11 protein-coding genes and 1 pseudogene are annotated in these 12,479 nt (G+C 71.1%); 10 read left to right on the forward strand and 2 right to left on the reverse strand.

All coding sequences use genetic code 11. The annotated features are described in order from the left end of the window. Positions 1-42 precede the first annotated feature (42 nt). From IF67_RS0136690 to IF67_RS0136730, 9 genes are all read left to right on the forward strand, one after another. Positions 43-1,425, forward strand: coding sequence for an aspartate aminotransferase family protein (locus IF67_RS0136690; RefSeq protein WP_078889863.1), 1,383 nt, complete (start codon positions 43-45; stop codon positions 1,423-1,425). Further along, on the forward strand, positions 1,407-1,880 hold the full coding sequence (locus IF67_RS0136695; RefSeq protein WP_030993132.1) for a type II toxin-antitoxin system RatA family toxin: 474 nt from the start codon (positions 1,407-1,409) through the stop codon (positions 1,878-1,880). The genes IF67_RS0136690 and IF67_RS0136695 overlap by 19 nt, the downstream gene beginning before the upstream one ends. Before the next feature lie 3 nt (positions 1,881-1,883). Then, positions 1,884-2,429 (forward strand): hypothetical protein, encoded by a 546-nt coding sequence (locus tag IF67_RS0136700; RefSeq protein WP_078889864.1) that lies wholly within the window; start codon positions 1,884-1,886, stop codon positions 2,427-2,429. Then, a complete protein-coding gene (locus IF67_RS0136705; protein WP_051819023.1) occupies positions 2,426-3,442 on the forward strand; it encodes a DUF2156 domain-containing protein in 1,017 nt (338 codons plus the stop codon). Before IF67_RS0136700 ends, IF67_RS0136705 begins: the two co-directional genes overlap by 4 nt. Before the next feature lie 119 nt (positions 3,443-3,561). Then, the gene (locus IF67_RS0136710) at positions 3,562-4,524 is read left to right on the forward strand and encodes a hypothetical protein (RefSeq protein ID WP_030993138.1); all 963 of its coding nucleotides are present in this window, start codon (positions 3,562-3,564) and stop codon (positions 4,522-4,524) included. Next, complete coding sequence (locus IF67_RS0136715; protein ID WP_234341596.1) at positions 4,521-5,642, forward strand: acyl-CoA desaturase; 1,122 nt, start codon at positions 4,521-4,523, stop codon at positions 5,640-5,642. Before IF67_RS0136710 ends, IF67_RS0136715 begins: the two co-directional genes overlap by 4 nt. Positions 5,643-5,683: 41 nt before the next feature. Beyond that, positions 5,684-6,202, forward strand: coding sequence for a flavin reductase family protein (locus IF67_RS39900; RefSeq protein ID WP_051819024.1), 519 nt, complete (start codon positions 5,684-5,686; stop codon positions 6,200-6,202). 92 nt (positions 6,203-6,294) lie between these two features. After that, positions 6,295-6,864 carry a hypothetical protein gene (locus IF67_RS0136725; RefSeq protein WP_051819026.1) on the forward strand — a complete coding sequence of 190 codons (570 nt, stop codon included), beginning with the start codon at positions 6,295-6,297 and terminating at the stop codon, positions 6,862-6,864. A 127-nt stretch (positions 6,865-6,991) separates the two neighbouring features. Further along, entirely contained in the window at positions 6,992-8,506 is a 1,515-nt protein-coding gene (locus IF67_RS0136730; protein WP_030993147.1) for an ABC1 kinase family protein, read from the forward strand. Positions 8,507-8,516: 10 nt separating this feature from the next. Here the strand turns inward: IF67_RS0136730 and panD are convergent, their stop codons facing one another. Both panD and IF67_RS0136740 read right to left on the reverse strand, forming a co-directional pair. Further along, positions 8,517-8,933 carry an aspartate 1-decarboxylase gene (gene panD, locus IF67_RS0136735; protein ID WP_030993149.1) on the reverse strand — a complete coding sequence of 139 codons (417 nt, stop codon included), beginning with the start codon at positions 8,931-8,933 and terminating at the stop codon, positions 8,517-8,519. An 81-nt stretch (positions 8,934-9,014) separates the two neighbouring features. Beyond that, the gene (locus tag IF67_RS0136740; RefSeq protein WP_037840300.1) at positions 9,015-9,788 is read right to left on the reverse strand and encodes a thioesterase II family protein; all 774 of its coding nucleotides are present in this window, start codon (positions 9,786-9,788) and stop codon (positions 9,015-9,017) included. Between the two features lie 323 nt (positions 9,789-10,111). On the opposite strand from IF67_RS0136740, the pseudogene IF67_RS0136745 reads away from it, so the two are divergent. Next, positions 10,112-12,479: pseudogene (locus IF67_RS0136745) on the forward strand (amino acid adenylation domain-containing protein); the annotation flags it as partial.

Consider the following 12,479-nt stretch of genomic DNA (forward strand, 5'->3'; position numbering starts at 1 on the left):
CCGCCCTCGGCCCGAACCGTTCCGCTTCCTCCTGGAGCCCCTATGACCTCGCCCCCTGCCCGGACGCGCGGGCACACGAAAACCCCGCCGCCGGTACCCGGACGGCAGCCGAGACCCCCCGGCGACCCCGATCCGTCCCCCGAGAAGACCAAGGCCGCGGTGACCGCCCGCTACCGCGCCCATCTGAGCCCCGCACGGGCGACTTTGGGTGAACTCTTCGGCGGGCTGGTGGAGAGCAGCTCGTCGGGAGCGTGGGTGTTCACCACGGACGGGCGGGCCCTGCTCAACTGCGGCGGCTACGGCGTGCTGCTGACGGGCGCCCGGCATCCGCGGGTGGTGCGGGCGGTCACGGAGCAGATCGCGACCCACCCCGTGGCCACCCGGATGCTGCTGGAGCCGCGCGCGGGGGCGGCCGCCGAGGCACTCGCCGCCGTCACCCCGCCCGGTCTGGATCATGTCCACTTCGCCGGGTCCGGTGCGGAGGCCGTCGAGGCCGCGCTGAAGCTGGCACGCTGCCACGGCAGAACCAGGGTGCTGGCCACGCACGGGGGCTACCACGGCAAGACGATGGGCGCACTGTCGGCCACCGGCAACCCGATGTACCGCGAGCCGTTCCTCCCGTTGCTGCCCGGGGTCCGTCATCTTCCGTACGGGGACGCCGCCGCGCTCGAACAGGAACTGGCGCAGGGGCCGGCCGACACCGCATGTGTGATCGTCGAGCCGGTGCAGGCGGAGGCCGGGGTGCACCTCCCTCCCCCGGGCTACCTCTCGGAGGTCGCGGCCTCCTGCCGGGCCCACGGTGCGCTGCTGGTGCTCGACGAGGTGCAGACCGGACTCGGGCGCCTCGGTACCTGGTGGGGGGCGGACCGCGAGGGGGTCGTCCCCGACATGCTGCTGGTCGGCAAGGCGCTGTCCGGTGGGGTCATCCCCGTCTCCGCCATGGTGGCGCGCCAGGAGGTCTTCCAGCCGTTCGGCAGCGACCCCTTCGTGCACACCTCCACGTTCTCCGCGGCTCCGGTGGCGATGGCGGCGGCCGAGGCCGCCATCGCCTGTATCGAGGAGGAGGGCCTGGTCTCCCGGGCGAAGGCGCTGGGCAGTCATCTGCTGCCCCGTATCCGGCAGATCGCGGCCGAGTGCCTCGGGGAGCTGCTGGTCGAGGTGCGCGGCGCCGGTCTGCTGATCGGGGTCGAGCTGGCCGAACCGGGCCTGACGGCCGAACTCCTGCTGGAGCTGATCTCCCGCGGGGTGATCGCCAACCACTCGCTGAACTCGCACGCGGTGCTGAGGTTCACCCCGCCCGCCGTCCTCACGGACCGGGACGTGGACATCCTGCTCACCACCTTCGAACAAGCCTGCACGGCGCTCTCCGAGAGCCGTCGGAACGCCTGGAAAGAAGAGAGTCGCTCATGCGCTGTGCCGAGTTGACCCTGCTCGTCGACCAGTCCCCGGCCGAGGTGCTCGACGCCCTGGCCGACCTGTCCGGCTTCCCCGCCCATGCCCCCGACGTGCGGTCGGTGGTCGTCACGCCGGACCCGGAGCGTCCGGGCGAGTCCGTGAGCCGCTGGGAGGTCCAGTTCCGCAGCGGGACGCTCCGCTGGAGCGAACGGGACCGCATCGACAGGGAGAACTTCCGGATCGACTTCGTGCAGGAGGACGGCGACTTCCTCCATTTCGAGGGGAGTTGGCACCTGCGGGACGTCCCGTCGGGGTGCGAGATCCGCTTCGTGACCTGCTTCGACTTCGGCGTGGTCAGCCTCGCTCAGCTTCTCGATCCGGCGGCCGAGCGGGTCCTCAAGGAGAACGTGGCGCGGGCGCTGGCGGGCTGGTTCACCGGCGTCCGGCCTGCCGACGCCGTGCCGGTCGCCGCGGGCCGGAGCTGAGGCATGGACACCCACAATCTGTGCCAGACGCCCACCACCTACCGGCTGTTGAGGCTGGAGTACCTCCTCGGGCTCGTCGTGGCGGGCGGGTTCTTCGTGGCCCATCTCGGCGCGGTCCGCTGGTGGGTCGCGGTGGTCCTCTTCGCGTACATCGACGTCATCGGCTATCTGCCCGGGGCCGTCGCCTTCCGGCGCAGCGGCGACGGCCGGATCCACCGGGCCTACTACGTGCTCTACAACGTGATGCACAGCCTCGGCTTCCAGGGGCTGGTCGTGGCGGGCTGGATCTGGACCGTGGGCCCCGAGTGGGCGCTGCTCGTGATCCCCATCCATCTGTGCGGGGACCGGGGCCTGTTCGGCAACTTCGTGAAGTCCTTCACGGTTTCGTTCGAGCCCGTCCCGCATCCGGCGGTGGGCGCCGCGCTCCGGGACTTCGCGACCGTGCCCTGGTACGCCGTCGCTCCGCCCGGCCCCGGCCCCGACGCTCCGCCGGCCGCGCCAGGGCCACGCAGCGGCGCGGTGCCGCATCCGAGCGAGGCCGTGCGGTGACCGCCCCGGCCGCCCTCGGTGACGACGAGGCGGTGGACGTGCTGCGCCGTCACGGCCGGCACAGCAGCGCCTTCCTGACCATGAACTCCGGTGTCCGCAGGATGGCCCCCGACGGCCTCGACGGATTCGCCGCCTACCGGGAGAGCGGACGCCGGCATCTGTTCGAGCTGTGCGGCCCGGTCTGCGCGTACGGCGACCGCGAGCGCGTTCTCGTGGCACTGCTGGAACGGGCGCGGGGCGAGCGACGACGGGTGGGCGCCGTGCAGCTCTCCCGGGACGACGCGCTGCTCCACGCCGACCACGGCTTCGTCGTCAACCAGCTCGGTGCGTCCTTCAGCATCGCGCTGGCGGACTACAGCCTCCGGGGCCAGCGCATGGTCAAGGTCCGCAACATGGTGAACCGGGCACGGCGCGAGGGCGTGGTGGTCCGGGAGGTCCCGCCGGGCGAGGCGGACGATCCGGCCCGGGCCGCCGCCCTCGACCACGTCGACGCCGCCTGGCTCCGCGCCAAGGGACGGCACGTCAAGGAGCTGGACTTCCTCATCGGGGAGCGGGGCGGCCCCGGCAGGCCCTACCGGCGGCTCTTCACCGCCGTCCACGAGGGGCGGACGGTGGGCTATGTCTCCTACTCGCCCGTCTTCGGGGCACGCACGGGCTGGCTGTACGACCTGACGCGCCGGTCGCCCGAGGCGCCTCCCGGGACCGTCGATCTTCTCTTCGCCACCGGCCTCCAGCAGTTCCAGGAGGAGAGCTGCGGCTGGCTGCACCTCGGCTTCACCCCGTTCGTCCAGTTCGGGGATCCGTTGCAGGGCCCCGGGCCGTCCAGCACGGTCCTGCGCCGCATGCTGGAGCTGCTGGGCAGCCGGGGGCAGGCGCTCTACCCCGCGGCGGCCCAGGAATCCTTCAAGCTCAAGTGGCGTCCGCAGCACATCGAGCCCGAGTACCTGGCGTTCCAGAACGGCGTGAGCGTGGCCGCCGTGTGGAATCTGCTGCGCCTGACCAGGACCGTCTGATGGGCCCTCGCCGCCCTTGCCTGCCTGCTCCCCCGCCCGTTCCGCCTGCTTCCACCGCCCCTTTCCCAGCTCATTCCCTCAGCCCGCCGAACAGCGACACCAGTGAAAGAGGAACCGAGATGTTGAGCGTGGCACCCGACACCGTCCCTCGCGAAGCGGATCACGATCAGGCTCCCGACCTGCTGGACGGAGCACTCACCAGCGAGCTGACGCCGGAGGGCTGCGATATCCCCTACTGGCTGAACGCGGTGCCGCAGGGCACCCTGCGCGGCGACCCCATGGGCCGGTCCCGCGGCGTGGCCGTACCGGAGCACATGCTCGTCGAAGGGCCGCTGCGCCAGGCGGTCATGCAGGAGATGGCGTTCCGTTCGATGGCGGAGGAGAAGGCGGCCCGTGCCATCTCCTTCCTCATCGCCCACGCTCCGGACGTCGCCGAGATGGACTTCTTCACCACACAACTGATGGACGAGGCGCGGCACGCCTATGCCTTCCGCGGTCATCTGCGTGAACTCGGCGTCGAGCAGGATGAGTTGGCCGACACGATGGAGAAGCTCGCCGGGGCCGACCGCGAGGCGGTCCTGGACCCGCTGGAGCGCTTCGGACTGTCCGTCCTGGAGCGCGAGGGCGACTACATCGGCGGGGTCGTCACCCTCACCGTGCTGGTCGAGGGGGTCCTCGCCCCCACCGCGGAGCTGAGCGAACGCAAGTGGCGGCCGCTCGACGCCCCGGCCGCCGAGATCGAGCGGGCGGCGGGCATCGACGAGATCCGGCACCTCTCGGTGGGCTCCACCATCGTCCGCCGTCATCTGCACCGCTGCCCCGGGGACACGGCGCGCATCGCCGCGCTGCTGGGACGGGGGGAACAGCTGTGGGCCGGACTGCCGGTGCAGGAGATGACGTACCGCAGGGAGGAACTGTTCCAGCAGGGGATGGAGCAACACCGCGCGCTGGTGGGCGACTACGAGGCATGGCCCGGCCGCCGGCTCGTCGACACCACTGCCGAGGAGCGGATGCGGACCGCCCTCGAGTGGGCCCGCCGGACCCAGGAATCGCGGCTCGCATACATGGGGCTGGGCCGGTGAGCACGACGGCAGGGCACGGCGTACCGGCCCCGCTCCCGGCCGGGGACGGCGAAGGGCCCCGAATCAACGGTGCGTTGCGGGACGACGACGCGGCGCGGAGCCGGGAGACGGACCGGGACGAGGACTTCCGCGAACTGTCCCGGCGCGTCCACGACGCGGGTCTGATGCAGCCCCGCCGGGCCCGCTACGCCGGCCGGATCACCCTGATCTGGCTGTTGAACGGCCTCGGCTGGGCCGCCCTGGCCCTGTGCGAGCGCCAGTGGTGGCAGGTCGTTCTCGTCGCGGGCTGGCTCGCCGTCTGGTGCGAGCAGCTCGCCTTCCTGGTGCACGACGCCGGACACCGGCAGATCTCCCGTCACCGCCGGACCATCCAGGCGCTCGGCCTGGTGCATGCCAACCTCGCGCTGGGGGTCTGCTTCGGCTGGTGGGTGCAGCATCACAACCGGCACCACAACCACCCCAACCATCTGGAGCTGGACCCGGACATTCTGCGCCGGGTGGCGGTCTTCGCTCCCGAACAGGCCGAGCAGCGGTCCGGCCTGGCACACTTCCTCGCCAGGAACCAGCGGTACCTCTTCTTCCCCCTGCTGGGCCTGGAAGCGGTGGTGCTGCGCCTCGCCGGACTCATCGCGCTGCGCCGTCGGGCGATCCGCCGCCCGTGGCTGGAGGGCGGACTGCTGCTGGCGCATGTGACGCTCTACCTCGGGGCCGTCCTGACGCTGCTGCCGCTGCCGGCCGCGTTGCTCTTCCTCGCGGTGCACCAGGGTCTGCTGGGCTACCTCCTCGGCCTGGGCTTCGCCGTGAACCACAAGGGGCTGCCCACCCGCACCGGCGGGGAGTGGAGCTGGCTGGAGCGGCAGGTGCTCACCGCCAGGACGCTGCCGACCGGGCTGCTGGGCGACTTCTTCCACGGCGGGCTGAACTACCAGATCGAGCATCACCTGTTCCCGGGCATGCCGCGCTCCGCACTGCGCCGGGCCTGCCCCATCGTCAGGGACTTCTGCCGTGAGCGGGGGATCGCGTACGTCGAAACGGGGGTCCTGGAGTCCTACCGCGACCTGGCGCGTCATCTGGACTCGGCGAGCCGGACCCTGCGCGAGAAGACCGCCACCGGCTGAGGGGCGTCCGTACGCCCGCGCAGCCAAGGAGGAGGAAACCTGTGACAGCACCGCCTCACACCGCCCGGCAGCAGGCCCCGATGGCGGACGTCTACCGCGCGGCGATGGCTCATGTGCCGTCATGTGTGTCCGTGGTGACGACGCACACCCCGGCGGGGCCCGTCGGGGTCACGGTCAGCGCCCTGCTCTCCCTGTCCCTGAGCCCGCCGGCGCTGGTGGTCTCGCTGACCTCGTCGGGGCAGACGCTGCCGTGGATCCGCCGGAGCGGCGCTTTCGGGGTCAACGTCCTGGGCTGGGAGCAGCGTCATCTCGTCGAGCAGTTCGCCACCGGCCCTCCCCAGCAGCGGTTCGAAGGTGTCCCGCACACCTTTCATCTGGGCCAGCCGCTGATCGTCTCGGCGCCGGTGCGGATCGTCTGCACCCTCGAGGCGACCCGGGAGGAGTGGGATCACACCCTGCTGACCGGCCGGGTGGCCTGGTGCAGCCACCACCCCGAATCGGCCGGGCTGCTGCTGCACGGACGCGGCAGACACCCCGTACCGCACCACGCCGCCGGCTGAGCCGGGCGGTGCCACGAAGCTGCCGTGAAAGCGGCATCAGCGGGCCCCGGTTCCGGGTGCCCGTCCCCTCCAAGTCCAAGGAGACTGCGCTCATGGGCACCAGTGACACGTTCAAGGACTTCATCGGTGACATTGCCGATGACACGAAGAAGGCGTTCGACGAGTTCCTGGACCGCGACGACGATGACAAGGACTCGGACCTCGGCCTGGCCAATCTGCCGCTCCAGGCCCTCGCGGGCCTGCCGGCCGAAGCGCTCCGCTCGCTGAGCACTCTTGCGGCGGTGCAGGGCCTCACCGGCTCGGGCAAGAGCGGAAAGAAGAACAGCGGAGGGGGCAACCCGCTCGCGGCTCTGGCCCTCGCGGGCAACAACCCGCTCGCGGCCCTCGGCGCGGCCGGCAATCCGGCCGCCGCCCTGGGGCTGTTGGCCGGGGGCGGGCTGCCCAACCCCGTCGCCGGTCTCGGCCAGGTGGCGGGCGGCCTGAACCCGATGGCCGCGGCCGGACAGGTCTCCAACGCGGTCGGCGGCGCGGCGGACATGGCCGGCGGGCTGGCTCAACTTCCGCAGCAGATCGCGCAGTTGAGTGAGCTGATCGCCACCCTCACCGGGGTGCTGGAGAGCGTCCAGGGCTTGGTGCCGAAGATGCCGAAGGCGCGGGCGTAGGGGCCGGCTGACGGCCGCATCACCCCCGGCCGGCCGCCGCACGGCCGGCCGGGGGCTCCCGGGCTTGCCGAATGATGACCGGCGACTTCATACAGACAGCGCAGCGAGGAAAGGCAGGTCCCAACGAGTGGCGCGCATTGTCGGTGCCCGCGTACGCGTGGTGGCCAAGGTGCTGGGCCAGCTCGTGGCCGACGAGACCCGTCGGTCCGGGCGGCATGCCGACGGGACGGACCCCGAACAGCGGCGGGCGCGGGCCGTCCGCAGCGCGCTGGAGAGCCTCGGCCCGTTCTACGTGAAGATCGGGCAGATCCTCTCGACCCGTCCCGACATGGTCCCACCCTCCATGATCGCCGAACTCCAGAACCTGCACGACGAAGTGGCGGTGCAGCCCTTCTGTGTGTTCGAGCCCGTGCTGGAGCGTGACCTGGGGCCGGACTGGAAACTCCGCTTCGACGACATCGACACCGAACGTCCGCTGGGCGCCGCGTCCCTGGCACAGGTCCACCGGGTGACGCTGGCCGGCGGACGGCAGGGCGTCGTCAAACTCCAGCGCCCCGGTATCCGCGAGGACGTACTGGCGGACATGGCGATGCTGCGCCGGGCCGCCCGGCTGGTCACCCGCGGGGCGCCCCGCTTCAGTTCCGTCGTGGACGTGGAGTCCATGCTCAGCATCGTCTTCGACTCCATGGAGCCCGAACTGGACTTCACCGGCGAGGCGAACAATATGGATGTCGCGCGCGAGTCCATCCGCCCGTTCCGCTCGCTGGCCGTCCCCAAAGTGATCGTCGCCAAGCCGCGGGTGCTGGTGCAGGCCATGGCGCCGGGCACCTCGGTACGCCGTATCGACCAGGCGGACTTCTCCGAGCGGGAGCGTACGGAGATGGGCCGTGAGCTGCTCGCCTTCATGTACCGCGGGTACTTCATCGACCGGTTCTTCCACGCCGACCCGCACCCCGGCAATGTCTTCGCCGTGCCCGGCGGGCCCGCCACCCTCATCGACTGGGGCATGGTCGGCCGCATCGACCAGCGCACCAGCATGAGCCTCCTGCTGGTCCTGATGTGCGTCGCCCAGAACGACGGCCACGGGCTGGCCACGGCGTGGACCGAGATGGGGCGCGCCACCCCCTGGTCCGACATCCCCGGCTTCCGCTCCGACATGGCCGCCCTGGTGCCCAAAATCGCCTCCGCCTCACTGGACGAACTCGACTTCGGCGTCACCCTCACCTCCGTCCTGCAGAAGGCGAGCCGACGCGGTATCGCCTCCAGCCCGGCCGTGTCGATCCTCGGCAAGTCCTTCGCCAACCTTGAGGGTTCGGTCCGCTGTCTGGCACCGGAGCTGGCGCTGGCCAAGGTCTTCCAGAAGGAGGTGCCCGGCATCATGGTCCAGCTCGTCGCCGAAGCCGCCTCCTGGCAACAGGGCGCGAGGACCGCCCTGGAAGCCCTCCTGGGCGGCGGCTCCGCCGGTCAGCAGCTCCGCGCCCTGGGCGACGACGTGTCCAACCGCCGGCTCTCCTTCCAGACGAGCCGCACCCACCGGGGAGCCGCCCAGGGCGGCGAAAGGCGCGGTGTGCCCCGCGGCCTGCTGGCCCTGGGCGCTCTGGCCCTTCTTCTGGATCACCGGCGGCGGGGGCGCGGGCGGTGAGAGGGCGACGCTACCGGGAGACGACGTCCCCCCGCTTGAGGCCGGAGCCCGCGGGCACCTCGGCGGGATCGCCGCCGAGGCTCATGACCTTGTTCTCACCGTCGACGAAGACCACCCGCGGCCGGAGCTCACGGGCCTCCTCGTCGTTCACCGCCGCGTACGCGATGATGATCACGAGATCGCCGGGGCTGATGAGCCGCGCCGCGGCACCGTTGATGCCGATGATCCCGGAGTCCCGGGGGCCTTCGATGACGTAGGTGGACAGGCGTGCGCCGTTGTCTATGTCGACGATGTCCACCTTCTCGCCGGGGAGGAGGTCGGCAGCTTCCATGAGGTCCGCACTCACCGTGAGAGAGCCCACGTAGTGCAGATCCGCCTGGGTCACGGTGGCCCGGTGGATCTTCGACTTCATCATGGTCCGGTACACGTTTCTCATTCCTTTGTTCAGCTGTACATGACTCTGCTCGGTGCCGGGCACGCCGGGCGTCGAGGACCGACCGGGCCGGCGTCAGACCCCTGACGCGAGGACGGAGAATCGCTCTCGGATGTCGCGGACCAGCTCGGCTTCGTGGGGGACGAGGTAGAAGTGACCGCCGGGGAACGCGCGCGCCTCGCAGCGCACCGAGGTCAGCTCGGACCACGCCCGGACGTCGTCGGGGGTGGGACCGGGGTCGTCGGTCCCGAAGTAGGCGACGACGGGAAGGTCCACGGCAGGAGCCTTGGGACCCGCCACATACGCTTCGAGCAGCCCGTAGTCCGCACGGATCGGCGGCAGCACCAGGTCGCGCAGCTCGGGGTCCCCCAGAACCTCGGCCCCCGGGCCGCCGAGCCGGGTGACCGTGGCCAGCAGATCCTCGTCCGTGAGGTCGCCCGTGCTGAGGCGGCGCAGGCGATGGGGGGCGGCCCGGCCGGAGACGAGGAGCGCCGCCGGACCTGCCACCCCGCGTGCGGCGAGCAGGGCCGCGACCTCATGGGCCACGGAGGCCCCCATGCTGTGACCGAAGAAGACGGTGTGGGGCGTCATATGGGGTGCCAGCCCGTCGGCAATCCCGCCGGCCAGCTCCGCCATGCTCGTGAGGCAGGGTTCGGCGATGCGCTCCTCACGGCCCGGATAACGCACCGCGCTCACCTCCCAGTCGGCCGGGAACTGCTGGGGCCAGGTGCGGAAGAAACTCGCCGAGCCGCCGGCGTGCGGGAAACAGACCAGCCGCAGCCGGGGTGAGGCCACCGGCTGGAACGTACGCAGCCACCGCGTGGGGAGCGAGCCAGAAGAGTGAGGCATGCGCGGAAGCTTAGGGGCCGGAGGTATCGGCCGCGTATCGCTCGTCTAAACCGCACGGCAGGCCGTTTTCGGGGCCCCGAACCGTGAAGCGCCAGCGATAACGAGACGAAAGCTGAGCCACTTACCTTCGCAGACTGGCGTCATACGCGGGGCTTGCGACGTGGCGAGTGCCTTTCGTGCCGCGCCGGGTCACCAGTTCGCGGGCCCGTTCCTCACACACGCCCATGGCCTCATCACGCACTGCACTAGGAGTCAGCGGCATGGCTGAAGCATCGATGCACGGTTCAGATCTGCCGGGCGGGCAGCTTCCTCCCGTGGACACGGCTGAGCTCCTGCGCGTGCCGGCCGAGTGGAACGACACGGCACGTGAGGTGCCCGCGACGAGTCTGCGGGAACTCTTCGAGGCCCAGGTCGCGTTGACGCCGGACGCCGAGGCGGTGATCTGCGGCACGGTGCGTCTGTCGTACGCGGAGCTGAACTCCCGGGCGAACCGGCTGGCGCGCCGGCTGCTGGCCCGCGGTGTCGGGCCCGAGGACTATGTGGCGGTGGCCCTGCCGCGGACGGTGGAGCTGCCGGTCGCCCTGCTGGCCGTCGTGAAGACCGGTGCGGCCTATCTGCCCGTCGATCCCGAGCACCCGGCCGACCGCATCGGCCACATCCTTTCCGACGCGCGCCCCGTCTGTGTGCTCGCGGCGGCGAGCACCGTGCAGAACCTGCCCGTCGATGCCGACCGCCTCCTGGTCACCGACGACGCGACGGAACGGGCCGCCGTCGAGGCCCTGCCGGGCACCGACCTGACGGACGGCGAGCGGCCCGGGAGCCGTTCGCTCGGCCACCCCGCGTATGCCATCTACACCTCGGGGTCCACCGGGCGTCCCAAGGGTGTGGTGATCTCGACGGGAAGCCTGGTCAACTTCCTGGCCGCGATGAAGGACTCCATCGCGCCGCAGCCCTCGGACCGGCTCCTCGCCGTGGCGACGGTCGCCTTCGACATCGCGGGCCTGGACCTGTACCTGCCGCTGATCTCGGGCGCGTCGGTGGTCATCGCCACCTCCGAGCAGGTCCGCGACGCCGCGCAGCTGGCCGAACTGCTCACCACGTCCGGCGTGACCGTCATGCAGGCGACCCCCTCCCTCTGGCAGGGCCTGGTCTCCCAGTACCCCGACGCCCTGCGCGGTCTGCGGATCCTCGTCGGCGCGGAAGCCATGCCGCCCGCTCTGTCGCGCAGGATGACCGAGCTCGCCGAGAGCGTCACCAACCTCTACGGCCCGACGGAGACGACCGTCTGGTCCACCCTCGCGGACGTCACCGGCGAGGGGGCCGCACCGATCGGGCGGCCGATCGGCAATATGCACATGCATGTCCTGGACTCCGCGCTGTGCCCTGTCCCGGTGGGTACGCCGGGGGAGCTCTACATCACCGGTCACGGACTGGGCCGGGGATACCTCAACCAGCCCGGACTGACCGCCGGGCGCTTCGTGGCGAGCCCGTTCGGTGCTCCGGGTGAGCGCATGTACCGCACGGGCGACCTCGCGAAGTGGCGGGCGGACGGGCAGCTGGACTACCTGGGCCGGGTCGACTTCCAGGTCAAGGTTCGCGGCTACCGCATCGAACTCGGCGAGATCGAGTCCGTGGTCGTCGCGGACTCGGGCGTGGCCCAGTGCGTGGTCATCGTCCGCGAGGACCGGCCCGGCGACCAGCGGATCGTCGCCTATGTCGTTCCGGTCGACGGGGACGAGCGGCTGGATGTGGCCGGTCTGCGGGAGCGGGCGGCACAGGCGCTGCCCGCGTACATGGTCCCCTCCGCCTTCATCCAGCTCGGCTCGTTCCCGCTCAACCCGAACGGCAAGGTGGACCGCAAGGCCCTCCCGGCGCCGGAACTGCCCGCCGCGCCCACCTCGCGCCGGCCGCGCAATCCGCGGGAGGAGATCCTGTGCGGGTTCTTCGCCCAGATCCTCGGCGTGGACCGCGTCGGGATCGACGACAACTTCTTCGACCTCGGCGGACACTCCCTCCTCGCCACCCGCCTCGTCAGCCGCATCCGCACCACGTTCGGTGCAGGTGCCGCTGTCGTTCGCGCAGCGACGGCTGTGGTTCCTGCACCAGCTGGAGGGGCCCAGCGCGACGTACAACCTGCCGATGGCCCTGCGTATGTCCGGGGCGCTGGACACCGACGCACTGCGCGCGGCGATGGCCGATCTGGTGGACCGCCACGAGAGTCTGCGCACCGTCTTTCCCGAGACCGACGGTCTCCCGTACCAGCGGGTGCTGACGGGGGACGCCGCCCGCCCCGTGATCGAGGTCGTCGCAACCGCCCCCGACGGCATGGACGCGGCGATCGAGGAAGCGGCCGCGCACGTCTTCGCCCTCTCGGCTGAACTCCCGCTGAAGATATGGCTGTTCGAGGCATCACCGGTTGAACACGTACTGCTCGTCCTGACCCATCACATCGCCAGTGACGGCTGGTCGACGGACCCTTTCATCCGCGACCTGTCAGCGGCTTACACCGCCCGCTGTGACGGTGCCGCTCCGCAGTGGGAGCCGCTGCCGGTCCAGTACGCCGACTACACCCTCTGGCAGCGCGAGGTGCTGGGCGACGAGAGCGACCCGGACAGTGTCATCTCCCGCCAGATCGACTACTGGCGCAGCACTCTGGCAGGACTCCCCGAGCAGTTGGAACTGCCCACCGAC

Source organism: Streptomyces sp. NRRL S-1813 (assembly GCF_000719605.1).
Classification (GTDB): Bacteria; Actinomycetota; Actinomycetes; order Streptomycetales; family Streptomycetaceae; genus Streptomyces; species Streptomyces decoyicus.